Raw genomic sequence first — 23,810 nt, 5'->3', positions numbered from 1 at the left:
TTATGCTAATCATAGCATAAGAGACTTATGGGATTATTAAACTAGCAGAAACAGAAAGTTGCTGTGGTTTTTTGGGGATTTTTAATGAGATGTTGTGGGTCTTAGCCTTAAAGAGATTTGGACCCTAAACCCTCTGTGAAAAGAGGATTCCGGATCTCTATCTACTTATTAAGAAAAGTAGTCATTAAATGCTTGGCCCCTCGCTTTCGCGGAGGGGCACGGGGGAGCAAACTAGCTTATAAGGGGCAGTTTTGCATCAGAGTTGTTATCTTCATCCTGAGACACTTTCGATTCCAGTCTTTGCTGCTGCAACTGTCTCAGACTCTTATGTGCTTCTTCTGCCGCATTAGCAACAACAGTTTCAGAGAAATCGGGGAAAAAGCGCGCTCTATAAGTTTCACCTTTCCAGGCTTTAATTCCCCAAGTTATTGGTCGCAAAAGCCAATTGATAAAGTTATTTAAGCTATCTGCGACCTCAGTAGACAAGCGATGATAGTTGGATTGTTCTGATCTAAGTGCTTGACTTATCGACTTTATGGAAAATGTAATGAAATCATCTGAGCTATTCGGTGGAGAATTAGCTAGTTCACCTAATTCATCTTTCATGCATTGGAGAATCGGAATACGAAGATCATTATTATCAAATTCCTTAATACGTTCAATTTCCTTAGCAATTTTGTCTATCATTGTTTTAATAATTTGAACTTCTTCTATAGGGGCATTTTCACTTTCAGAGACTTTATTTGCTGCAATTTCAATAACAGTTGGTGTTTGTAATGTTTGAGCAGCGGAGGCTATTTCGTCGTCAAGCGATCTGGAAGTAGCTTCTTCTTTACCCAATTTCTCCAACATGCTCTTAATATCTTCTTGCACTGCAGAATCACTACCATGGTTACCTTTGGCGAAACTCGGAGTTGTTTGAGGCTCACTTTTCCGGACTGGTTGTATTATAACAGGGTGTGCTTCAGTGCTAGGTTTAACTGTCTTTTGCTCAAGAGGAGCGGGGGTAATAGAGGCTTGCCTGTTTAATATCTTCTCTGAATTTTTTTGTATTAGATTTGCAGATACAGAGGGTCTAGTACGATTTTGTACCATAGAAGCTTTTTTTATCTGTTTTGCTTTTTCAATGGCCTCATCGATTGCTAGGTTTTGCTCTCCAAGTTGCCTATCTAGCCGCGTTAATTTTTGGAAATCTAAACGGAAAGGATTTGATAAATCTTTCACTTGAGGTCTAGCTACTCCCTTCAATGTTGTTTCTATCTTATTTAAACATTCTTCTGCATGAGCTAATTCATTCGGAGTCAACTTAAGTAAATTGGAATTATTTTTAACTTTCTCTCTTAAAATGCTTAGATTTTTTTGTAACTCAACCGCTTTTTGCAGAAAAGCCCCATTCCCTGCAGATAGCTTAGCTTCTAAATCAAATTTAACCATTGCTAGCAAACTTAAATAATCTCGTTTTTTAGAGTCATAGATGAGAGGTTGGGGGTATGCGTTATATTGAGTGAGAAGAAATTTTCCAAGCTTTTCTGCTTTGGAAATTTGTAATTTTATATTGTCTAAATCGTTCTCAGACAGACCATAAGCTTTGGCATGGGGTTGGGTTTTTTCAAATAAATCTTTGACGGCCTGAAGCGCATCTACACATTCTTGATTAAATTGCGTTCTCTCATTTAAAACTGCGTCAACAGCTCCATTGTATTTTTCAATATGATCGTGAAGAATGTTCAATCTATCATTTAATAAAGAAATTTCAGATTGAAAAGTTGTCGCTCGTGCTTTAAGTTCATCTATCTGCAGCATCGGGATCTTACTAAGTTCCTCAATACGCGTCCCTACATTGATGACAGCCAGATTTTGGTCTGCTCTAAGGCTGTTAAGTGTTGAAGACAACTCAGTTAACTTAGCACCTACAGGAGCACTTGGCAGCTCTTTGGTTGTCAAAAAAGTTTCATTAAAATTCTTGCAGAGAGCATTATATTCTTTTTCAGCCTTAGCTAATTCAGCTTTTTGCTCGTAGAGTGCTTTATATTCTTCTTCAGACTTACTGAGTGGACCTTCTTGCTCAACTAGTTCTTTATATTTTTCTTCAACCCTAGTCGCTGGTAAGGAGCTAAGGATTTCTTGATGGTGAATTTCATTAATTCGTTGATTAATTCGCTCACTTTCTTGCTCAGCTTCATTACAAAGTTGAGTTAGTTTTTCCAAGTATTCCGTTTCTTTAACAATTAAAGATTCTACAGTAGCTCCATGGTGAGATGTGGAAAACTCGCGCTTAACATCATTTAATGATTTAGCTATACCTAAGAATTGAGTAATGTTTGACAAGGTTTCTTGCTGAGAGGGAATAATCGATTTAACAGTGTCTCCAATCTGCGAAGCAATAGACTCTTTCTCTTTTAGTTCCTTAATTTCTCTTTGCTCACTATCGCTTAGAATTCTCGATAGAAGTATTTTTAAATAAAGTTTGTAGGGACTTCTTTCTCTATTTAATACAGCTATCTTTTCGTGAATTTTCTTAATTTTATCTTGTTGATCTTTGATCACCCGATCGTTATAGGCGTTTAATGCTAGCTCTCTGCCTTTATTTTTAGCATCTAGCTTCTGCAGTTTTTGATTTACCTCTGCTGTGTCTGCATCGATTGTATCAACTTGTTCTTGATAAGAGGGAGAGGTCGTTTTAGTAGGCTCAGAAACCAAAACCACCTTTTCCCTTCTCTTGATTATATCTGCATCAGGAGGAGGATCACCTTGGAAGGTAATTGTTGTTCTTCTGGGTTTTCTTTTTTTATCACTTGCGGTTTTAATAACCGAAATGGTGGCAGAAGGGGTAGGGCTATTATCTAAGGCAGTTGCTGATTCTATTTGCATCGCGTAGTGAACAATTTTTTTAAATTCTTCAATTAGCGATACCATGGTTTCTGGTGCTAAGCGGGTAAAGCGAGTCTGATTAAAAATCTCTTGATATTCTTCCAATTTCTTAATGTAGGCTGTCGCTTTATTGTCATTAGCTTGTTTTAAGAAATATTCCATCATCTCAGTTTGTGCTGATCTAATTACGAGAGAAAGCTGTTGGTGTGCGGCTTTTAATTCTCGGATCTGCTTGCTATCAATCCGTTTTAACGCCTCATTCAGTTTAGTTATTGCTTTAATAGGATTAGATAAATCTATGGGAAGATCACTAAAAAGCTGAATATATTTTGGCACATCTTCAATAATAAGCTTTGCATCCTCTTGCAGTTTTGCATTTGGATTTAGAAAATTATTATATTCTTCAATTAAAGAAGAAAAATCTTCTATTGAAAATGGAGCATTCGATTTGGGTAATTTTTCTTTTACATTTTTAGCACTAGCTTGATGATGTGTTTGATGCTTTATCAGCGCTATAATTTCTTCTTTAATCTCTTTTATTAAAGGTGAAATGACTTCCTCTAATAGATTGATTTCCTCTACGTTTTTTTCATCAATACTCTTTAATTTTCCTATAAAAGAATTGACTGTTTCTATTAGAAGCGACAAGTTTTCCATACCTGAAGGATCTTGTTGTGATAGAAAAGAATTAAAACTAGCTATGTAAGAATCTGCATTGATCTGAATTTCTGTTTTACTACGCATTCAAGTCGACCTTAAATTGAGGTATAAAAATATTTATATTGTAAAATTTTAGTATTAAGTAAATATTAAATCGCACTATATTTTTTCAAATTAATGCAACATTGGCATTCAAAATACCTTTGCTAAATTCATTGAAATAAGACTAAGAGTTAAAGCTGATATAAAAAATCAAATGATTTCATGTGTTTGTAATTCACAGTGCTTAGCGCGATACTCTCGATAATGAGCTCGGCTCACTTCTTTAGCGGATTCATCATTAGTGACAATTTCTATTACTCGACGAAAACGCGGATAAAAAATCGGAACTTCAGTGGCTAAATTGAAAAGAACATCGTTATAACCGCGTGGCTCATCGCGATAACCAATTTGTATAGGGGGAGGAGGTTCAGGGCCTTCTCCTTGCAGATTATGCGGGATGAAACTGTTGTCTTTATAGGTCCATAATAATTCATCTAAGGATTCCGCTTCTTGCTGATTATTACAGTAAACAAATACACGATGGCCTCGTAAATAGGCTTTTTCCAACAAACGACAAGCAAGCAACCACTGGGCTTGCTTGTCACTATTAGCTAATAAATAAAAATCAACGCGAATCGGTGGCATGGCGTAATAATTGAATAAGTAATGAAACAGGTCTGCCGGTCGCGATACGTTTTTTACCAGAGATCCAAGCAGTGCCAGCGATATCGATGTGTGCCCAACGATATTTTTTAGTAAAGCGAGAGAGAAAACAAGCTGCAGTAATGGCTCCAGCACTACGATCAAAGGAGGCATTAATCATATCAGCGAGTGGGCTATCCAGCGCTTCTTGATAAAGTTCATCCAAAGGCATGCGCCAGATCTTATCATCAGCTTCTTTTCCCGCACGCAGAATTAATTCTGCCAGCTCTTCATCTTCAGTCATAAAACCTGAGGTAGCATAACCTAAGGCAACGATGATGGCACCAGTCAGTGTGGCTAAATCAATGACCAGTTTCGGTTTGAAACGTTCTGCGTAAGTGAGAGCATCTGCTAACACCACGCGACCTTCGGCATCGGTGTTTAAGATTTCAATCGTTTGTCCAGACATACTAGTGACAATATCACCTGGTTTGACTGCTGTGCCACTCGGCATGTTTTCTGCACTGGGGATCAAGCCAATCAGGTTGATGGGGAGTTTCATCATTGCGCAGGCCTTCAAAGTTCCAAGCACAGATGCAGCACCGGACATATCATATTTCATCTCATCCATTGCATTAGCAGGCTTTAAAGACAAACCACCTGAGTCGAAGGTTATTCCCTTACCTACTAAAACAACGGGAGGTGTATCGCCACCACCACAATAATGAAGTTCAATGAAACGGGGTTCTTGTTGGCTTCCTTGGCTTACAGCAAGCAAGGCTCCCATGCCTAAATCGCGCATCTCTGCAGGTCCCATCACTTTAGCCGAGACGTTTTCATGGGATTGAGCTAAAGCAGCCGCTTGTTCACCCAAATAAGTTGGAGTACAGATATTCGAAGGCAAATCGGCTAGCGTACGAGTCAATTTAATTCCTTCAGCAATGGCTTGGGCTGATTGGATAGTCTTGTTGGATGCATCGGCTAAATAAAATTGCACAGTATCAAGTTGAGTAAGTTTATTATTTTTAGTTTTGAATTCTGACAGCTGATAAAGTTGTGAATCAATTTGCAGGAGCATTTGCTGTAATTGCCAATCTGCATCATTCTCAACAATTTGCGGAAGGCAAAAAGTAGCAGAACTAAAGCGCTGCTTGATGAGTCCTGGAACAATGTCGTTTAGGGTTTTGCGCAATTGTTTCATTTTAAATGAAGCTTTATTGCCGCAATGAACAAGTACTAAGCTATAGCCCTCAATATCCGCTTGCCATAATGAATCCCCCATCTCGCCGAGTTTGGCAAAAAGTCGAGTAATGAGATTGCTATGCTGCTCATCCATTTTTTTAACAAAATCAGGAAACTCATTATCAGCAAAGAGACCAAGAACCAGGCATTCACTGGTTTTTAGGGTGGGCGTGTCCAGAAGACTATAATGCATTTTGCTTCCTCTAACCAAAAGCGGTAGTTTACCTGTCCTTGGTCATCAATTCTACTGTCTAATGTATCGTCATTGCCCTTTCGCTGACGCAGAGGGAAATCCGATGCTATGATAATTTACTCCCCAGTCGACCTATTTGACAGTAAATTTCCAAGATCTTAGGCAAAGTTAATTTCAAAGGGTATAATGTGACACCAAATTGGATTTGTAAGAATTTGCGCATTAAGCGTTTGCTAATAAAGGTAGAGAAATAGGTCGTGTTGATTTTTCGTTATCTAGCCAAAGAAGTTTTCGTTACTTTAGTGGCTTTAACCAGCATATTAATGCTGATTTTCATGTCGAATCAGTTTGTGCACTATTTAGATCGTGCAGCGAGTGGACAGATTCCAGGCATGATCATTATGAAAGTAATGATGCTGGAAATGCCTAATTTAATGGCTCTATTATTGCCACTTGGCTTTTATGTGGCGATTTTGGTTGCCTATGGGCGTTTGTACGCTGAGAGCGAAATGCCAGTATTGCAAGCCTGTGGTTATGGGCCTAATCAATTACTCAAACACACCATGATTATGGCTGCTTTGATTTTTGTTGTAGTAACTATCCTTATGACTTGGGCTAGTCCTATCATCAATACCCAACGCACTATATTGCTGCGGACTTCAGGCGTACAAACATTAGTACAACTCATTGTTCCCGGTCGCTTTCGAGCAGAATCGAGTGGTAAAAGGATCTTTTATGTGGAATCAATGAATCGTGATCACACTAAAGCAAAGAATATTTTTCTGGCTCGTCATATCATCAAAAATAATACGCCCCAGTGGGACATTCTCTGGGCAGAAAGTGCTTTTGCTGAAACCGATCCTAAAACCTATGAAGACTATCTTGTCTTTCAGGGAGGACATGCTTATGAGGGCTCTCCTGGATTAAACACCTATCAAGCGGCAGAGTTTGCACAATTTAAAATGCGATTACCGCATCCAAAAATTGATAATTTAAATAAAGACCTACGTACAGCCAGCTTCGGAAGTTTATTACCTTTGAACAATAGCGACAAAGCAAAGGTCGCGGAATTACAATGGCGCTTATCAGTGCCCATTATGGTATTGGTTCTAACCTTAGTTGCAGTGCCGCTTAGTAGAGTGAATCCCAGGTCGGGGAAATATGCAAAATTATTACCAGCACTAGTCCTTTATATTATCTATGCAAACTTTATCTTTGTTGCACGTGACTGGTTAGCAGCTGGAAAAGTGCCCTGGTGGATAGGCGTTTGGTGGCTGCATCTCTTGGTTGCTTTGATAGGTTTAGCATTGATTTGGCGTAATCGGGTGAAATTATCGTGAAATTACTTGATCGCTACATTGCAAAATCGGTACTCGCAGCTATCTCTTTAGTGACTTTGATGTTGGCAGGTTTACAAATTTTCATTCTATTTGTTAATCAACTTGATGATATAGGCAAGGCTGACTATGGCATTATCCAAGCTGCTCTCTATGTTTTTTTACAAATGCCTTACCAAGTTTATTTGTTTTTCCCTATGGCTAGCTTATTGGGCTGTTTAATTGGCTTAGGCATTATGGCTAATCATCGTGAGCTAATCGTGATGCGAGCGGCGGGTATGTCGATTGGGCAAATTACTTTGGCCGTGTTGAAAGCAGCGATGGTCGTTATTGTTATTGTTACCCTATTGGGTGAAACCATTGTTCCAAGATTGTCTCATTTAGCCAATGATCAAAAGTCTCAAGCGCTCAGTTCAGGACAAACTCTGCGAACAGCGGCTGGCGTTTGGATGCGTCATAAAAATGATTTTATTTTCATAGGCGCTATTTTACCGCAAAATAATTTAGTACTCGTTTATCAATATCGTTTCGATGAGGAGCATCATCTGCGAATGTCAAGGATGATTAACAAAATCAATTTAGTGAATAATCACTGGGTAGCCTATGCGATTGCTGAAACAACCATTAATCATGGGAATACCGCGTCACGGTATATTCCTTCGATGGTTTGGGATGTGAATGTCAATCCGAAAATTCTCAGTGTAAGCTCCAATGAACCTGATGAAATGACCTTGCACCAATTGAATCAATTTTTGCGTGCCCAAAAAATGAGCTATCAAAATGCGTTAAATTATCGTTTATCGTTTTGGCAGCGCCTGATTCAGCCTTTGACGACGATGGTTATGATGGTGCTTGCAATTCCTTTTATTTTTGGACCGCTGCGTTCCTCCACCATGGGTTCTAAATTATTGACAGGGGCAACAGTTGGGTTTGGTTTTCATATTATCAATCGATTTTTCGGTCCAGTAAGTCAGGTCATGCAATGGCCTCCGGAAATTGCAGCGATCGCGCCAACCTGCTTATTTGCTATCTTAGGACTTTATTTAATGCGCAGGATGAGATAGTGGCTATTTATCGTCATTTATTCGAAGTAATTTTAAATCCCTTTTTTATTAGCTTGCTGCTTTTTGCTGTTTTTTTAACATTGCTTTGGATAATAGGGGACAGACTTATTGTTCGCGGCGGACTGCTATTCGTTTTTCTTTTATTGATTTTTTTCAGCACAGGCTGGCTCGCTGAAAACCTGACCCGCAATCTTGAGGATGACTATTTACCTGTCATTACAGCGGATCCAAAAATTCATTGGGTTGTTGTCTTAAGTGGTGGTCAGGCTGAAAAAGACTACATCCCTCCTAATTCCCTTTTATCAACAGTGAGCATTAAACGTTTGATGGAAGGTCTGCGTTTATATCGGCAATTACCCGCGGCTAAAATAGTTTTATCCGGCGGAGGTTATGGATTTGAAGTGCCGGAAGCAAAAAATTTATCAGAGGTCGCTTCATGGTTTGCTATCCCGCCGAGCAATATCGTTTTAGAAACAGCCTCCATAAATACAGCAGATCAAGTGAAAGCAATCAAATCCCTCGTTAATAATGAGCCTTTTTATTTAGTAACCTCAGCGCTTCATATGCCCCGTGCTATGAAACTTTGTTGGGCGCAGGGTTTACACCCAATTGCTGCACCGACAGATTTTACCCTTTATTGGAATGATGAGCGTTGGGCTAAACGTTATTTACCCAACCCGCAAAATCTCTTTTATTTAAGCCTGGCAATGCATGAATTTCTAGGAAGAATCTGGGCGAAAATGCATCAGGATTTTAGATGAATCGTGGTTAAATATTGCAACTGTCTACCTGCCAAACAAATCTCTAAGTTTTGACCTCTGCTTGGACCGCGAAAGCGAGATACCAGGCCCTATAATAAAATAAAAAAAGTATAGGTATAATCTCCAGGCAAAATTGGGTAAAATAGGGCATTTGACTTTTTCTCTGTCGTAATCATGCCTAAACGTACTGATATCCAATCCATTCTTATCCTCGGTGCAGGCCCAATTGTTATCGGCCAAGCCTGCGAGTTTGATTATTCAGGCACACAAGCAGTTAGAGCCTTAAAGGAAGAAGGGTATCGGGTCATTCTTGTTAATTCTAATCCAGCAACAATTATGACGGATCCTGAGCTTGCTGACGCAACTTATATCGAACCCGTACAATGGCAAGAGGTCGCACGCATTATTGAAAAAGAGCGTCCTGACGCCTTGTTGCCCACCATGGGAGGGCAAACTGCCCTAAACTGCGCTTTAGACTTGGTTCGGGAAGGCATTTTAGAAAAATACTCTGTCGAAATGATTGGCGCCACTCGCGAAGCAATTGATAGAGCGGAAGACCGCGATAAATTTCGTCAATTAATGAAAAAAATTGGTTTAGAAATGCCGCGCTCGGCAATTGCACATAGTTTAGAAGAGGCGTTTCAAGTACAAGCACAGTTGGGATATCCTGCCATCATACGTCCTTCCTTTACTATGGGTGGTAGTGGGGGAGGTATCGCTTACAATCGTGAAGAGTTCGAAGAGATTTGTTCTCGTGGTTTAGATTTATCACCGACAAAAGAGTTGCTCATTGATGAATCCGTCTTAGGTTGGAAAGAGTTTGAAATGGAAGTCGTGCGTGATAAAAATGATAACTGCATTATCGTCTGTACTATTGAAAACTTCGACCCCATGGGCATCCATACCGGCGATTCCATTACTGTTGCACCGGCGCAGACCTTAACTGATAAAGAATTCCAACGCATGCGGGATGCAGCCATCAAAGTCTTACGTGCTGTAGGTGTTGATACGGGTGGGTCGAATGTACAGTTTGCGATCAATCCCGAAGATGGCACTATGCTTGTTGTTGAGATGAATCCCCGTGTATCCAGAAGTTCTGCTTTAGCATCTAAAGCCACTGGTTTCCCTATTGCTAAAGTAGCGGCTAAGCTTGCGGTAGGTTATACCTTGGACGAGTTGGATAACGAAATTACTGGTGGTAAGACTCCAGCGTCGTTTGAACCCAGTATTGATTATGTTGTAACGAAGATTCCACGGTTTAATTTTGATAAGTTTCCCCAAACGCCGACCACACTGACTACGCAGATGAAATCAGTGGGTGAGGTTATGGCCATTGGTTCTAATTTTCAAGAATCGCTGCAAAAAGCTATCCGTGGTTTAGAAATTGGCCGCTCGGGTCTAAATCCTTTGTTCAAAGAAGACGAAGACATGGAACGCCTACGAGGTCATTTGCTTGAACCAACTCCCGATAGATTATGGTACATCGCTGATGCCTTCCGCCTTGATCTTTCATTAGAAGAAATTTACCAAGAAACAAAAATTGATCCCTGGTTTCTAGCCCAAATTCAAGAGCTTGTTCTTATCGAGAAGACGGTGATAGGCAAGTCAATTCTTGACATCGATAAGTTGACTATGCGCCAATTGAAGCGCCGAGGATTTGCGGATGTTTATCTTGCCAAATTATTTTATTGTTCCGAGGAACAAGTACGAACCCGTCGTTTGGAATTAGGGATAACCCCAGTTTATAAACGTATCGATTCTTGCGCCGGAGAATTTCCTAGCGATACAGCCTATCTTTATTCTTGTTATGAAACTGCTTGTGAAGCACGGCCAGAAACAGGTAAGAAGAAAATAATGATTTTAGGGGGCGGTCCCAATCGAATTGGTCAAGGAATCGAGTTTGATTATTGCTGTGTTCATGCAGCAATGGCTTTAAGAGAAGCGGGTTATCAAACGATTATGGTCAATTGTAATCCTGAAACAGTTTCTACGGATTTTGATACTTCTGATCGCCTTTATTTTGAACCTTTAACACTTGAAGATGTTTTATCGATTGTTGCCGTAGAAAAACCAGACGGGGTGATTGTTCATTATGGTGGTCAAACGCCTCTTAAATTAGCGCGTCAGTTGGAGGCGAATGGGGTAAACATCATTGGTACCTCTCCCGATGCGATAGATCAAGCAGAAGATCGAGAACGCTTTCAAAAATTAGTCACTGAATTAGGTCTGCACCAACCGGCAAATGGCACGGTACGCAGCGAAGAAGAAGCGATTGCACTCGCTAAACGAATTGGCTATCCCCTAGTTGTTAGACCCTCTTATGTCTTGGGTGGGCGTGCAATGGAAGTGGTTTACCAGGAAGACGACCTTCGTCACTATTTAGCCCATGCTGTCGCAGTGTCTAACGATTCACCTGTTCTCCTAGATAAGTTTTTGAATGATGCCATTGAGGTGGATGTTGATGCGGTTTGTGATGGCGAAGAAGTGATGATTGGCGCAATCATGGAACATATTGAACAGGCAGGGATACATTCAGGGGATTCAGCCTGTACTTTACCTCCTTTTAGCCTGAGTGTGGTGGTACAGCATGATTTAATCGAACAAATTCGGCAGATGGCTTTAAAATTAGGTGTGGTGGGATTAATTAATGCCCAATTTGCTATTCAAGCCGATGATATTTATGTACTTGAAGTAAACCCCCGTGCATCCCGTACTGTTCCCTTTGTGTCTAAGGCGACGGGTTATCCTTTGGCCAAAATTGCGGCTCGCTGTAAAGTGGGCCAAAGTCTGAGGCAACAGGGGCTAAGTCATCATTATCCAATGCCTTCTTTTTATTCAATCAAGCTACCAGTATTCCCATTTATCAAGTTTTCTGGCGTTGATTCTATTTTAGGGCCTGAAATGAAATCGACGGGCGAAGTGATGGGTATTGCGAGACGTTTTGGACAAGCTTATGCTAAAGCTCAGTTAGGAGCAGGTTGTAACATCGTCAAAAGAAGACGTGCTTTCGTTTCAGTTCGTGATGCAGATAAATCGCGAATCGGCGAAATTGCAAAGCGACTCATTCAATTGGGTTTTGAAATTATAGCAACGCGTGGCACTGCTTTAGCACTTCAAGCTGCGGGGATTGATTGTCGTCGCGTATTTAAAGTGGCAGAAGGACGTCCCCATGTTGTTGATTTTATTAAAAACAATGAAATTGATTTCATTGTAAACACCACGGAAGGAAAACAAGCAACGGCTGATTCTTTTGCTATTAGACGCAATGCATTGCAGCATAAGGTTAGCTATACTACAACTTTATCAGGTGCCGAGGCGGCTTGCTTGGCGATGAAATACGAAGATCGGGAAACGGTTACCCGTTTACAAGATTTACATTAGAGGTGGATATGCAAAAGCATCCTATGACGATTCAAGGGGCAGAGGCACTTAAAACAGAATTACACCGTCTAAAAACGGTTGAACGGCCAAGCATTATAGAGGCAATCGCTACAGCTCGCGCACATGGTGATTTGAAGGAAAATGCTGAATATCATGCTGCTCGTGAACAACAAAGTTTTAATGAAGGTCGTATAAAAGAATTAGAAGCTAAACTATCCCACTGCCAGGTAGTGGATATCAGTAAATTACCGAATAATGGAAAAGTCGTTTTTGGTGCCAAAGTGCGATTACTGCACTTACAAAATGAGGCAGAAATTAGTTACCAAATCGTCGGTGAAGATGAAGCGGATATTAAAATAAATAAAATTTCTTACAGCTCCCCAATTGGCCGTGCTTTAATCGGCAAGCAAGTGGATGATACCGTCGTTGTGCAAACACCGGGTGGTTTGGTTGAGTATGAGATTATTGAAGTTAATTATCATCAGACGCAGGAATAAAACGGGCTGAGTCGCTAATTAGGTTGGGCCTTGGCCCAATCTACGTTAGCTATGATCTAGGTTTGGCGGTTTTCTCTCTTGCCGCGAATGGTGATTTTACCGACAAATCCAACCTAATCTAAGGCAGGTAATAATAAGGATTTGGTAACTTAAACCCTTTTTGCGTGTAACCACCTCTAAAATCGCTGTTTTGATCACCAATCGAAGCAATAATCGTATACCCTTGTTGAGTAATTGATTTTCTAGCTTGTAATTTGAAAGGGATAATTGAGGGTTGCTTATAATCATCAGGACGCAGGTAAAGTCCAGCCCAATGATGATAACCGGCGCGAAGCAGATTTTTCCGTGTCGCTTTCATAAGAGCCATCGAGCGACCTGTGACGAAGAATACTTCAATGCCGCGTTTACGGGCACTTTTGTACAAAGATAACATCGGTTGAATTGCTGGCGCATCGGCTGCCAAGATAGCTTGAACAATTTGCTTGTGAGTCGCGCTGAATCGATGTTGAGCAATTTTTTCGTAGTTACTTAGACTCGTTTCATCGATATCAAAGACAATGGCTAATTTCTTTTTATTACCCCCGCGCTCATTAAGGGCCGCTTGTTGCAGAATATAATTTTGAGCTTTTGCTACAACGCAGGATATTTCTTTTAGGTAATGACCAGAATCATGGTAGACCATTAGCTCATTTTTCAAAATACCTATATTAAGGGGTTCAGCATAAGAAAAAGAAGCAATAGAGAGAGCGAGGCCTAAAATAATAGTTCTAAAAGACAGTTTTTTCATCAGTAAACCGGTAAACGAATAAATGGGCATTATAGCGAGAAAAAACTGCTAGTCAATTGCGCAACTTGCTTGGCTATTAGTAAAAAATAGCTTCTTTCTTAGCCTGATTAATTTAGGGCTAAACTTGATTCATTTTCAGGTCAAGACCATTGGATCCAAATTGCAAAATAAGGTATCATTCGTCTTTTGCTTTAAATAGAACCAATTTGGTACTATATTAAAACTAGAGACTTGGTTTCCTAGAAAATGACAGGCAATGAGTAATCAAGACCTATTTGGTACTAGATAATTTGATGTGGGGGTGGTATGCTGCGCATCAGCAAATTGGCCGATTATGGAACAGTTGTTATGGTGTATTTGGCAAAGCGCGGGCAAACACTTTGTAATGCGCGTGATATTGCTTTGCATACCCATCTCACGGTGCCAACGGTCAGTAAGTTATTGAAACGGTTAACTGCCGCAGGATTATTGGCATCGGTACGCGGCGTTAGTGGTGGTTATCGCCTACAACGTTCGGCTGCTGAAATTTCAGTGGCGCAAATCATTTCTGCTCTGGAAGAGCCGCTTGGATTAACCGAATGTAGTTTGCACCCCAATACCTGCTCCTTACAAGAGGTTTGTCATATTCAAGGCAATTGGCGGTTAATCAGCCAAGCGATTGAAACCGCACTGGATAGTGTGAGTTTGGAAGTGCTGGCGAAACCATCTCTCCCGGCGGTAGATATTGACCGTATCAGGCAGTTAGCAAGCGGAGTTAGTCATGGCTAAAAGCAATGAGCAAATTAATTCCCTCCTTGAAAGGGAATATCAACATGGTTTTGTTACCGACATTGAAGTAGAAACATTTGAACCGGGTTTAGACGAAGAGGTTATTCGTCGTTTATCTGCAATAAAAGGTGAACCCGAATTCTTACTTGAATGGCGTTTAAAAGCGTTTCGACATTGGCTTACTATGCCACATCCTGAATGGTCTAGCGTACATTATCCGCCGGTAGATTACCAAACGATCTCTTATTATTCTGCGCCAAAATCAAAGACAGATGCGCCTAAAAGTCTTGATGAGGTGGATCCGGAATTATTACGGACTTATGAAAAATTAGGTATTCCACTCAAAGAACAAGAAATGCTGGCTGGTGTTGCTGTCGATGCGGTGTTTGATAGCGTTTCTGTAGCGACCACATTTAAAGCAAAATTGGCTGAGGTCGGCGTAATTTTCTGTCCTTTTTCAGAGGCAGTTCATAAATATCCTGATTTATTACGCCAATATTTAGGTTCAGTGGTTCCTTATCGTGATAATTTTTATGCGGCGCTCAATTCGGCTGTATTTAGTGATGGTTCGTTTGTCTATATTCCGAAAGGGGTACGTTGTCCAATGGAATTATCCACCTATTTCCGTATCAATGCGGCATCAACAGGGCAATTTGAACGCACGCTCATCATCGCTGATAGTGATAGCTATGTGTCTTATTTAGAAGGATGCACAGCGCCCATGCGAGATGAAAATCAATTGCATGCTGCGGTAGTGGAATTGGTTGCACTAGATGGAGCGCAAATCAAATATTCGACAGTGCAGAACTGGTATCCAGGCGATAAAGAAGGAAAAGGCGGCATTTACAATTTTGTCACCAAACGCGGTGTTTGTCGCGGCAAGCGCTCAAAGATATCTTGGACGCAAATCGAAACAGGGTCAGCGATTACTTGGAAATACCCCAGTGTTATTTTGCAAGGGGATGATTCAGTCGGCGAATTTTATTCAGTTGCACTGACCAATCATTTCCAGCAGGCGGACACAGGAACGAAAATGATTCACTTGGGTAAAAATACCCGTTCAACCATCATTTCTAAAGGAATTAGTGCAGGCCGGGCACACAATGCCTATCGTGGTTTAGTGCGCATAGCACCCACGGCAACGAATGCACGTAATTATACGCAATGCGATTCAATGTTAATGGGATCGGAATGCTCAGCTCATACTTTTCCTTATATCGAAGTAAAAAATCCAACTGCGCAAGTTGAACATGAGGCAACGACCTCAAAAATTAGTGAAGAGCAATTATTTTATTGTCAACAACGAGGTATCGATACGGAAGACGCGGTATCGATGATCGTCAATGGTTTTTGTAAACAAGTATTAAAAGAATTACCTATGGAGTTTGCAGTTGAAGCAACGAAATTATTAGGTATCAGTTTGGAAGGGGCGGTAGGTTAATATGTTAACAATCAATCAATTAAATGTTGCAATTAATGCGCAACCTATTTTAAACGGCATCAATCTACAGGTAAATCCTGGTGAGGTGCATGCGATTATGGGCCCAAATGGTTCTGGAAAAAGTACTTTATCAAAAGTATTAACCGGACACCCTAGCTATGAGGTAACGAGTGGCCAAATCAACTATTTCGGACAAGACCTATTGCCCATGGCACCTGAAGAGCGCGCCCAAGCAGGTATTTTTATGTCCTTTCAATACCCTGTAGAAATTCCAGGGGTGACCAATATTAGTTTTCTCAAATCCTCAGTGAATGCGGTACGTAGAGGGCAGAATAGACAAACGCTTGATGCGATTGAATTTTTAAGTTTTATCCGTGAGAAATGTCAGCTACTGGATATGGATGAAAGTTTTTTGTATCGTGGCATCAATGAAGGCTTTTCTGGTGGTGAGAAAAAGCGTAATGAAATTTTACAAATGATCGCACTTGAACCCAAACTTGCCATTCTTGATGAAACGGATTCAGGTTTAGATATCGATGCACTACGTATTATTTCTCAAGGTGTGAATGCCATGCGTTCGCCGGAACGAGCCATTATTTTAGTCACTCACTATCAACGACTATTGGATTATATTGAGCCTGATTTTGTTCATGTATTGGTTGATGGTCGAATCATTAAGTCAGGGGATAAATCACTGGCTCTTGAGTTAGAGGATAAAGGCTACGGCTGGCTTGAAGAGACGGAGCAAGCATGAGTGAAGTCATTGATTTTTATCAACAGCAAGCAAAACAGGAGTTATCAACGATTCCTTGGTTAGCCGAATTACAGGCAAAAGGCTTGCGTGAATTGTTGCACCGTGGTTTTCCAACGCGTCATCAAGAAGATTGGAAATATACGGTGGTGGATACGCTTTTGCAGCAACGATTTATCCAGCAGGTACAAAATCAAACAAGCGAAGTTAAACCCGATATTCAATCAGATTTTTATTTGACGCTGCAAAATGGTCAAGTCTTCAATGAGAATGAATTAGCGAGCCATTTACCAAAGGGCGTGTTGATTCAATCCTTGGCCACGGCTTTAGAACAGCATGCGGATAAAATAAAACCGTATTTAGGGCAAGTTTTACGCCATGAACATGGATTTCAAGCGTTAAATACCGCCATGTTGCGTTGTGGTGTGGTGATTTATTTACCTGCTGGAGTTTGTGTTGAGCAGCCCATTGTTCTTTCACATTGGCAAGATCAAGAAAATCAGGCTGTTCACAATCGCTTTTTGATTATCGCTGAAGAGGGTAGTCAGGCGACCATTATTGAAGACTATCGTGGTGCCGAGGCTTGTCATTATTTTACAAATACAGTAACTGAAGTCTTTGTCGCCAAAAATGCGAAATTAGTGCATTACAAAATTCAGCGCGAGGCCAAATCAGCTTATCACATTGGCCATCTTTCTGTGAAACAGAACAGTGCCAGCCAATTTGCTAGTCATTTGCTGAGCCTAGGCGGCAAATTGGTGCGCAGCGATATTAGTCTCCATTTGCAAGAAGAAAAAGCACGTTGTTTGCTAAATGGCATTTATGTGCCCACTGAAGGACAGCATATGGATCAGCATACGACGATTCATCATCTTGTTCCTCATTGCGAAAGTGAACAAGATTATAAAGGTATTTTAACTGGCCGTTCTCGTGCAGTGTTTAATGGTAAAGTCTTTGTTGCCAAAGATGCACAGCATACTCAAGCCCATCAGCAAAATAAAAACTTACTTTTATCAGCGCAAGCGGAAATTGATACAAAACCGCAATTGGAAATTTTCGCTGATGATGTCATCTGTTCTCATGGCGCAACAGTAGGGCAGTTGGATGAAGACGCTTTATTTTATTTAGCGACGCGTGGAATCGGTCGTCGTGAAGCAACCAGCTATCTTATCCGTGCTTTCGCTGCTGATAATTTACGTCTTGTGCCCAAGCCTGCGTTGGCTGATTGGATGGCTAATTTATTAAACGAACAATTGAGGTGAAACAACCATGAGTACAATACCAGCCTTAATTGAAACCTTGGATATCGAGACAATTCGTCAAGATTTTCCAGTGCTTAAACAGAAAATAAATGGGTATCCTCTGATTTATCTGGATAACGCGGCTACAACGCAAAAACCACAAGCAGTCATTGATGCAATTACGCATTACTATTCTTTTGATAATTCCAATGTTCATCGCGGGGTTCATGCTTTAAGTGTACGTGCGACTCAACAATATGAAGCAGCTCGTAATAAAGTACAGCGCTTTATTCATGCAAAATCAGCACGTGAATGTATTTTTGTTCGTGGAACAACAGAAGGGATTAACTTGGTAGCTCAGAGCTTTGTAGCGCCAAGGATTCGACCTGGCGAAGAAATTCTTATTACTCATATGGAGCATCATTCAAACATTGTGCCCTGGCAAATGATTTGTAAAAAAACGGGTGCTCATTTAAAAGTTGCGCCAATTTCTTTAGAAGGTGAAGTGCTTTTAGATGAATTTGAAAAATGCCTAAGTGAGAATACCAAATTTGTAGCGATATCCTATGCATCAAACGCGCTAGGAACGATAAATCCTGTAAAACAAATGATTGAGATGGCGCATTCCTATGGTGCCTTGGTTCTTTTAGACGGCGCACAAGCAACAGCTCATTTGCCCGTTGATGTCCAAGCCTTAGATTGTGATTTTTATGCCTTTTCTGGTCATAAAATGTATGCACCAACAGGGATTGGCATTTTGTGGGGTAGAGAACATCTGTTAGATGACATGATGCCCTATCAAGGTGGGGGGGAGATGATCAATTACGTGACTTTTGAAGCCACTGAATACGCCTCTTTACCGCATAAATTCGAAGCAGGCACTCCCAACATTTCGGGTGCGATTGCTTTGGGCGCCGCTATGGATTATCTCTGGTCTTTAGATATGGAAGCGATTGCTGCTTATGAAGCGCATTTGCTGGAGTATGCAACTAACGCCGTGAAATCAGTAAAAGGGTTTAATATCATCGGCACAGCGAAGAACAAAGTGCCGATCGTGTCATTTGTCCATGGTAAAATTCATGCCCATGATATTGGTACTATTCTGGATAGTGAAGGTATTGCGATTCGTAGCGGCCATCATTGCGCGATGCCGTTAATGGATTTCCTAGAGGTTGCCGCGACAACCCGTATTTCAATGTCGTTCTATAATACAACAGAGGAAATCGATCGCTGTGTACAAGCGCTGCAAAAAGTAAAAGAGGTATTTGCATGACGATGGAGTTACGTGAGCTTTATCAAGAAATTATCATTGATCATAATCGCAACCCGCGAAATCATCATACCATGATGGATGCGACTGCGCAGGCAAATGGATTTAATCCACTCTGCGGAGATAAGTTAACGGTTTATTTAAAAGTTGAAGCAAATAAAATTATCGAGATAAGTTTCCTCGGTTGTGGTTGTGCGATTTCGCAGGCCTCTGCTTCGCTAATGACGGAAGCTATCTGTGGTAAAACTGTGGAAGAAGCGCATGAGTTGTTTCAGCGTTTCCATACCATGCTTACTTCGGATGACGAGACGCAAGTATTTTCTCTCGATAAATTGACGGTTCTAGCTGGTGTGAAAGCTTATCCTGCTCGCGTGAAATGCGCGACCTTAGCTTGGCATACCTTAGAAGCTGCGCTTCATAAAGAAGCAGTCATTGTAAGTACGGAGTAATTATTATGTTTGGCTTGAAAAAAAAGCAGGATAATGAAACCTTAAAAGACAGTGTAGTTGCTACACTTCGAACCGTATTTGATCCTGAAATTCCAGTCAATATTTATGATTTGGGTTTGATTTACGATGTTGCTATTAACGACGATAAGCAGGTCCATATTCAAATGACACTGACCACCCCGGGTTGTCCAGTAGCACAAACTTTTCCAGGTACAGTAGAGCAGGCAGTGAATCAATTAGAATGGGTTAGTGATTGCACTGTCGAATTGGTTTGGGAGCCACCTTGGAGTCAAGAGCGAATGACGGAAGCCGCGCGACTTGAACTGGGAATTTTTTATTGATGAATGAAGAGTCACTTTGGCGGCCTTCTGCAACCATTGACACACTGCGTCAGCGAGCCGAGGTATTAGCAAAAATTCGCAGCTTTTTTAATGACCGAGGTTATTTGGAGGTGGAAACACCCTCTCTATCGCGTTTTGGCATCACCGATGTTTATCTAGCCAATATTATCGCAACGTTCAGAGGCCATCCCTATTGCTTGCAAACCTCACCCGAATACCACATGAAGCGTTTATTAGCTGCTGACAGTGGGCCTATTTTTCAATTAGCAAAAGTATTTCGTGATGATGAATTGGGTCGTTGGCATAATCCAGAATTCACCATGCTGGAGTGGTATCAGTTAAATATTGACCATCATGGGCTGATGGATGAAATGGATGCTTTATTGCAAACTATCTTGAAAAGTCCTCCGATGCGTCGAAAAACTTACCAGCAGGTTTTTTTAGAAACTTGTGAGCTAGACCCTCTGACAGCCACCGTGGCAGAACTGCAAAAATCCCTACAGCGGTTTGGGCTAGATAAGGTATTGACACCGGACGAGCCAGATCCTGATCAATATTTATTTTTGCTCATGAGTCATGTAGTGGAGCCAGCGATGGGGAAAGATCCAATACCTCTCGCCGTGTACGATTTTCCCATGTCACAGGCAGCGCTTGCTAAAGTGAACGAGGGCGTTGCAGAGCGTTTTGAAATTTATGTTCAAGGCGTTGAATTAGCGAATGGCTTTCATGAACTAACTGACGCCAACGCCCAAGCGGCTCGATTTCAACAAGATTTAGCGGCGCGTCACCTAAAAGGGTTAGCTGAACCTGCTCCTGATGAATATTTATTACAAGCCTTAGCCCATGGTTTACCCCCTTGTAGCGGGGTTGCTTTGGGGATTGATAGGCTTATAACTCTAGCCTTGAAGCAACCGGAAATTGCTAAAGCTTTGTCTTTTGATTTCGCTCGGGCGTAAATCTTTGCTTTCAAGTTCTACTGGCTAGGTTGAGGCAGATAGAAATTGACTCCCTCGCCCGCGCAATGACAAAATTATGCGCGCTTGAATCAAACTGTAATTAATATGATAATCCCGTTTGTTCAATTATTAATATCTGACTGTGGATTTAGAATGTCTTGGAATGAAAAAGAAAGGCAATTTTTATTGGCTCTCGATGAATATTATGAAGACTCTGCTTATAATAAGCGTTTTTTTAAACCTGAAAATTTCAAAAGAAATAAGTTTCTTCTCAAAGCAAAAAAATTTTTAAAAAGTGTTGATGAATTAAGAAATTTATTAACTCCAGAAAATGAAAAATTATTAGAAGGAATATTGGATAGTGCAATAGAAAGTCTAAATAATTCTTCAGCAGATCCCAGTCAATTGCATAGATGCATTGAGACCTTAAAAACCAAAATAAAAGCACAGGAAAATCTAAAGCCCTGGACGGGGGGTTATAATTTATTACTCCACTCTGCTTTTACAGGTCTTGGTATCACAGTCACAACTTTAGGATTAATCGGCACCTACCAAAGTATTCTAACGCTGGCTGGTAGTGCATTTCTTTTGGCATCTGGACCATGGGGTTGGTTAGCTTTTAGCGTTGGACTGAGTTTAGTAGGTTTTTTCATTGCAGGCATATCGGCTTATAATGCCTACAAGAACTATCGTTTTTATAACGAAACTCAGCTCAAAGAAATCCAAGAGTTCGCCAACCTATTGATTTCTAATGATGCGGAGCATGAGGCAAACACCAACGATTGCCAGATGATTGCTGACAATCTGTCATTGCATTGAAATATAATCACCAAGCTCGATGACTCTAAGGTCATCGAGCTTGGTTGCCTTCACAAGTGATAAGCAAAAGTATCCGAATCATCTTGCGCAGGATCCGTAGATTCCATTTCTGTTTTCTCCGCTGCTGAGCTAGGAGAAGTTGATTCAGAAGCTGCAAGAAGCTCAGCTGTTTCTCGGTCTGAGTTTGTAAATAGGCCGAACCTTCCGGTGGATGGCGAATCTTGCTCTCCTAATTTAGGGGATTTCCTTTCGGATGGTTGCTTTTTAGTAGGCTCGAATTTTCTTTTAGATGATTTTACGTCAGCTTGTTTCGCGCTAGTCATTATCTGTATGTTTAATTGTGCAAAGGTTAAATCTTCCCTACTAAGAGAGGCTTCTTCCAATTTTGCTTCTTTTTCTAATTCAATTTCGAGGCGCAGCTCGGCAGCAATCGACTTTTGTTTTTTTTCCTTTGCTAGAGCCAATACTTGGTCTTTATCAATCGGAGGATTTTTTAGCACCTGATCATTATAATCGATTAGATTTCTAAGATCAGTGATATCGCATTCTTGGCTTAGCAGGTTTTTAATCGCTTCATACATGTTGACATGGGGGAGTAAAGACTCTCTTAAGTCGGGATCGTCTGCATAACAAATCATTGGTCGTTTATAAAAGAGAGAGTTGACTAACTTGGGAGCATTGCTGTAGCCAGCACGATTTAACAATTCTTGAGCTAACATGGAGTCGTTTTTAATGAAAGCGCTATGGAATGAATCGACATCGACCTCTACACCCTGTTTTAATAAAAATCTTACACAAGCCCATCCTCCTGACATAATGCCTTGACAAAGAAAGGAGGTATCTGCCTTTGTTTTAGTGAGCATTTGTGGGTCAATGGCAAATAAGCGCTTAAGAATATCAGCTCTATTTCTGGCAATAACTGTTTGTATTAATTTGGGATTGTTGAGCTTGTTTCTTTCCTCGATAGCTTCTAGAAGGAGGGATATGATTTCGGAATAATCATCCCTTTGTAAAAGAAGATAATCATTAAGTAACCGCAATAGGGCTAATTCCGGATCCGCTTGATTTTTTAATAGAAATTTTATCAACTCGAGTTGTTTAAATTGAACTGCGCGGCATAACAGTGTTTCTTGGTCGGCTGATAATGGCCTATCGATCTCAAAAAAGTTATTCTCTAATACATACCTTAAGATATTCACATGACCGTGTTGAGAGGCTTCCAGCGTCGTTAGGTGTATTTCCCAATCAAATTCGGATTTTGCAGTCTGTTGGGCTTCCCTTTCTGTAGAGAATTGAAAAAGTTCATTTTCATCTTCATCCTTGTCCCTTTTACTGATTGGGGATCTCGAGACGGAATACTCTTGCAATTCAAGGCATTTTTGGTGTAATTGATTAATCCTTGCTTTAAAAATAGTAGCAGAGCCGTATCTAGCCGCAAGAGAAATGGTGCTTGGCAAATCCGCTGCTGCAATCAAGATTCTGAATGCTAAGGTTCTTCTATCCATTGGTTCTAGCACATCCAGCGTATTTATCTCTTGTTGCTCTTTTATAAACGAGTCAAACTCATTGGCCATAGTTAGTTGTCCATTGCGGACGATACGCTGGTGAAATTCTTTAAATTCCTTGTTAAGTTTCCAAGGAATTTTGTTCGGATGAGTAATTAATCCCTTCATTAATGTTAAATGACCCACTTCGGCAGCGAGCATGGCCGCTGTTTTATCTTCTTCAAAAATCGCTTCGTTAATTAAACTAGGTTTTTTTTCTAAAAGGGAATTAACGGTTTCTTGTTGATTACACAAAGTAGCCCAATAGAGCTCGCTTTTATCCCCGTCTTTTTTTAATTGTTGCTGAGAGTAAAAATAATCTAAGATCGCTTGTTGCCTAAATTGGACTGCCGTTTTAATTAAGATAAACTGATCCGCTTGTAAGTCCTGCGAAGTAAAGTTTGCAGCGTAAATATCTTGAACAGCACCTATCGCAATTAAAAAAACGTATCTTCGTGTTTGAGACGTTAAAGAACCGTATTGGTTTCTATAAAGTGTTATAAACTCATTTCGCCAGTCAAACGTGGCTGCAAAAGGACTGGGTAGATCTTCAGGGAAAAAGAGCTTAAATAATTTTTCCCAAATCCAACGGTCCTTTGTTAAGGAGTAAAAATGTGTATTAGTCAATTGTACGCTGCTTAAAAGGGATTCAGGATCGATTAATGAAAAAATACGTATCCAAATCTCTTCGGGTAATTCGATATTTTCTTGTGGCTCGGGAGAGGGTATTTTTTTATCTTTCATGTTAGTTCG

19 protein-coding genes are annotated in these 23,810 nt (G+C 40.6%); 14 read left to right on the top strand and 5 right to left on the bottom strand.

Going from position 1 to position 23,810, the window contains the following annotated elements; translation table 11 throughout:
- Nucleotides 1-231: 231 nt before the first annotated feature.
- The 3 genes from Ldro_RS11120 to Ldro_RS11110 all read right to left on the bottom strand — a co-directional run bounded on the left by Ldro_RS11120 (nt 232) and on the right by Ldro_RS11110 (nt 5,650).
- Entirely contained in the window at nt 232-3,615 is a 3,384-nt protein-coding gene (locus Ldro_RS11120; protein ID WP_058496486.1) for a hypothetical protein, read from the bottom strand.
- Between the two features lie 168 nt (nt 3,616-3,783).
- Complete coding sequence (locus Ldro_RS11115; RefSeq protein WP_058496485.1) at nt 3,784-4,218, bottom strand: DNA polymerase III subunit chi; 435 nt, start codon at nt 4,216-4,218, stop codon at nt 3,784-3,786.
- On the bottom strand, nt 4,199-5,650 hold the full coding sequence (locus tag Ldro_RS11110) for a leucyl aminopeptidase (protein WP_058496484.1): 1,452 nt from the start codon (nt 5,648-5,650) through the stop codon (nt 4,199-4,201). The genes Ldro_RS11115 and Ldro_RS11110 overlap by 20 nt, the downstream gene beginning before the upstream one ends.
- 257 nt (nt 5,651-5,907) lie before the next feature.
- On the opposite strand from Ldro_RS11110, the gene lptF reads away from it, so the two are divergent.
- The 5 genes from lptF (at nt 5,908) to greA (ending at nt 12,690) form a co-directional block, all read left to right on the top strand.
- Complete coding sequence (gene lptF, locus Ldro_RS11105) at nt 5,908-6,990, top strand: LPS export ABC transporter permease LptF (RefSeq protein ID WP_058496483.1); 1,083 nt, start codon at nt 5,908-5,910, stop codon at nt 6,988-6,990.
- Entirely contained in the window at nt 6,981-8,051 is a 1,071-nt protein-coding gene (gene lptG, locus Ldro_RS11100; protein ID WP_058496482.1) for an LPS export ABC transporter permease LptG, read from the top strand. The genes lptF and lptG overlap by 10 nt, the downstream gene beginning before the upstream one ends.
- The gene (locus Ldro_RS11095) at nt 8,051-8,812 is read left to right on the top strand and encodes a YdcF family protein (RefSeq protein WP_058496481.1); all 762 of its coding nucleotides are present in this window, start codon (nt 8,051-8,053) and stop codon (nt 8,810-8,812) included. The genes lptG and Ldro_RS11095 overlap by 1 nt, the downstream gene beginning before the upstream one ends.
- A 174-nt stretch (nt 8,813-8,986) precedes the next feature.
- Nucleotides 8,987-12,193: a carbamoyl-phosphate synthase large subunit gene (gene carB / locus Ldro_RS11090; protein WP_058496480.1), complete on the top strand. Its 3,207-nt coding sequence runs from the start codon at nt 8,987-8,989 to the stop codon at nt 12,191-12,193.
- 8 nt (nt 12,194-12,201) lie between these two features.
- Nucleotides 12,202-12,690: a transcription elongation factor GreA gene (gene greA / locus Ldro_RS11085; protein ID WP_058496479.1), complete on the top strand. Its 489-nt coding sequence runs from the start codon at nt 12,202-12,204 to the stop codon at nt 12,688-12,690.
- Between the two features lie 118 nt (nt 12,691-12,808).
- On the opposite strand, the gene Ldro_RS11080 is transcribed toward greA, so the two are convergent.
- A complete protein-coding gene (locus Ldro_RS11080) occupies nt 12,809-13,477 on the bottom strand; it encodes an HAD family acid phosphatase (RefSeq protein WP_058496763.1) in 669 nt (222 codons plus the stop codon).
- A 306-nt stretch (nt 13,478-13,783) separates the two neighbouring features.
- Here Ldro_RS11080 and Ldro_RS11075 point away from each other — a divergent pair, with 306 nt between their 5' ends.
- The 9 genes from Ldro_RS11075 (at nt 13,784) to Ldro_RS11035 (ending at nt 21,513) form a co-directional block, all read left to right on the top strand.
- Nucleotides 13,784-14,245 (top strand): SUF system Fe-S cluster assembly regulator, encoded by a 462-nt coding sequence (locus Ldro_RS11075; protein WP_058496478.1) that lies wholly within the window; start codon nt 13,784-13,786, stop codon nt 14,243-14,245.
- A complete protein-coding gene (gene sufB / locus Ldro_RS11070) occupies nt 14,238-15,686 on the top strand; it encodes a Fe-S cluster assembly protein SufB (protein ID WP_058496477.1) in 1,449 nt (482 codons plus the stop codon). Before Ldro_RS11075 ends, sufB begins: the two co-directional genes overlap by 8 nt.
- A gap of 1 nt (nt 15,687) precedes the next feature.
- Nucleotides 15,688-16,440 carry a Fe-S cluster assembly ATPase SufC gene (gene sufC / locus Ldro_RS11065; protein ID WP_058496476.1) on the top strand — a complete coding sequence of 251 codons (753 nt, stop codon included), beginning with the start codon at nt 15,688-15,690 and terminating at the stop codon, nt 16,438-16,440.
- A complete protein-coding gene (gene sufD / locus Ldro_RS11060; protein ID WP_058496475.1) occupies nt 16,437-17,699 on the top strand; it encodes a Fe-S cluster assembly protein SufD in 1,263 nt (420 codons plus the stop codon). Before sufC ends, sufD begins: the two co-directional genes overlap by 4 nt.
- Before the next feature lie 7 nt (nt 17,700-17,706).
- The gene (locus Ldro_RS11055) at nt 17,707-18,951 is read left to right on the top strand and encodes a cysteine desulfurase (RefSeq protein WP_131764200.1); all 1,245 of its coding nucleotides are present in this window, start codon (nt 17,707-17,709) and stop codon (nt 18,949-18,951) included.
- Nucleotides 18,948-19,397, top strand: coding sequence for a Fe-S cluster assembly sulfur transfer protein SufU (gene sufU / locus Ldro_RS11050; protein WP_058496474.1), 450 nt, complete (start codon nt 18,948-18,950; stop codon nt 19,395-19,397). The genes Ldro_RS11055 and sufU overlap by 4 nt, the downstream gene beginning before the upstream one ends.
- A 5-nt stretch (nt 19,398-19,402) precedes the next feature.
- Nucleotides 19,403-19,738 (top strand): SUF system Fe-S cluster assembly protein, encoded by a 336-nt coding sequence (locus Ldro_RS11045; protein ID WP_058496473.1) that lies wholly within the window; start codon nt 19,403-19,405, stop codon nt 19,736-19,738.
- Entirely contained in the window at nt 19,738-20,694 is a 957-nt protein-coding gene (gene epmA, locus Ldro_RS11040) for an elongation factor P--(R)-beta-lysine ligase (RefSeq protein WP_058496472.1), read from the top strand. Before Ldro_RS11045 ends, epmA begins: the two co-directional genes overlap by 1 nt.
- A 153-nt stretch (nt 20,695-20,847) precedes the next feature.
- Nucleotides 20,848-21,513, top strand: a complete 666-nt coding sequence (locus Ldro_RS11035; RefSeq protein WP_058496471.1) for a hypothetical protein — start codon at nt 20,848-20,850, stop codon at nt 21,511-21,513.
- Between the two features lie 50 nt (nt 21,514-21,563).
- Here the strand turns inward: Ldro_RS11035 and Ldro_RS11030 are convergent, their stop codons facing one another.
- A complete protein-coding gene (locus Ldro_RS11030) occupies nt 21,564-23,801 on the bottom strand; it encodes an F-box-like domain-containing protein (RefSeq protein WP_131764201.1) in 2,238 nt (745 codons plus the stop codon).
- Nucleotides 23,802-23,810 lie beyond the last annotated feature (9 nt).

The organism is Legionella drozanskii LLAP-1, from assembly GCF_001467585.1.
GTDB classification, from domain to species: Bacteria; Pseudomonadota; Gammaproteobacteria; order Legionellales; family Legionellaceae; genus Tatlockia; species Tatlockia drozanskii.
The sequence above is the reverse complement of the archived record's forward strand: the minus strand, read 5'-3'. Positions and strand labels throughout refer to the sequence as shown.

Bases quoted from the DNA above. Each gene is read 5' to 3' on its own strand.
- sufB (WP_058496477.1), top strand. From the start codon at position 14,238: ATGGCTAAAAGCAATGAGCAAATTAATTCCCTCCTTGAAAGGGAATAT.
- greA (WP_058496479.1), top strand. From the start codon at position 12,202: ATGCAAAAGCATCCTATGACGATTCAAGGGGCAGAGGCACTTAAAACA.
- sufD (WP_058496475.1), top strand. From the start codon at position 16,437: ATGAGTGAAGTCATTGATTTTTATCAACAGCAAGCAAAACAGGAGTTA.
- Ldro_RS11075 (WP_058496478.1), top strand. From the start codon at position 13,784: ATGCTGCGCATCAGCAAATTGGCCGATTATGGAACAGTTGTTATGGTG.
- sufU (WP_058496474.1), top strand. From the start codon at position 18,948: ATGACGATGGAGTTACGTGAGCTTTATCAAGAAATTATCATTGATCAT.
- Ldro_RS11115 (WP_058496485.1), bottom strand. From the start codon at position 4,218: ATGCCACCGATTCGCGTTGATTTTTATTTATTAGCTAATAGTGACAAG.
- Ldro_RS11035 (WP_058496471.1), top strand. From the start codon at position 20,848: ATGTCTTGGAATGAAAAAGAAAGGCAATTTTTATTGGCTCTCGATGAA.
- Ldro_RS11055 (WP_131764200.1), top strand. From the start codon at position 17,707: ATGAGTACAATACCAGCCTTAATTGAAACCTTGGATATCGAGACAATT.
- Ldro_RS11080 (WP_058496763.1), bottom strand. From the start codon at position 13,477: ATGAAAAAACTGTCTTTTAGAACTATTATTTTAGGCCTCGCTCTCTCT.
- sufC (WP_058496476.1), top strand. From the start codon at position 15,688: ATGTTAACAATCAATCAATTAAATGTTGCAATTAATGCGCAACCTATT.
- Ldro_RS11030 (WP_131764201.1), bottom strand. From the start codon at position 23,801: ATGAAAGATAAAAAAATACCCTCTCCCGAGCCACAAGAAAATATCGAA.
- Ldro_RS11120 (WP_058496486.1), bottom strand. From the start codon at position 3,615: ATGCGTAGTAAAACAGAAATTCAGATCAATGCAGATTCTTACATAGCT.
- Ldro_RS11045 (WP_058496473.1), top strand. From the start codon at position 19,403: ATGTTTGGCTTGAAAAAAAAGCAGGATAATGAAACCTTAAAAGACAGT.
- carB (WP_058496480.1), top strand. From the start codon at position 8,987: ATGCCTAAACGTACTGATATCCAATCCATTCTTATCCTCGGTGCAGGC.
- Ldro_RS11110 (WP_058496484.1), bottom strand. From the start codon at position 5,650: ATGCATTATAGTCTTCTGGACACGCCCACCCTAAAAACCAGTGAATGC.
- epmA (WP_058496472.1), top strand. From the start codon at position 19,738: ATGAATGAAGAGTCACTTTGGCGGCCTTCTGCAACCATTGACACACTG.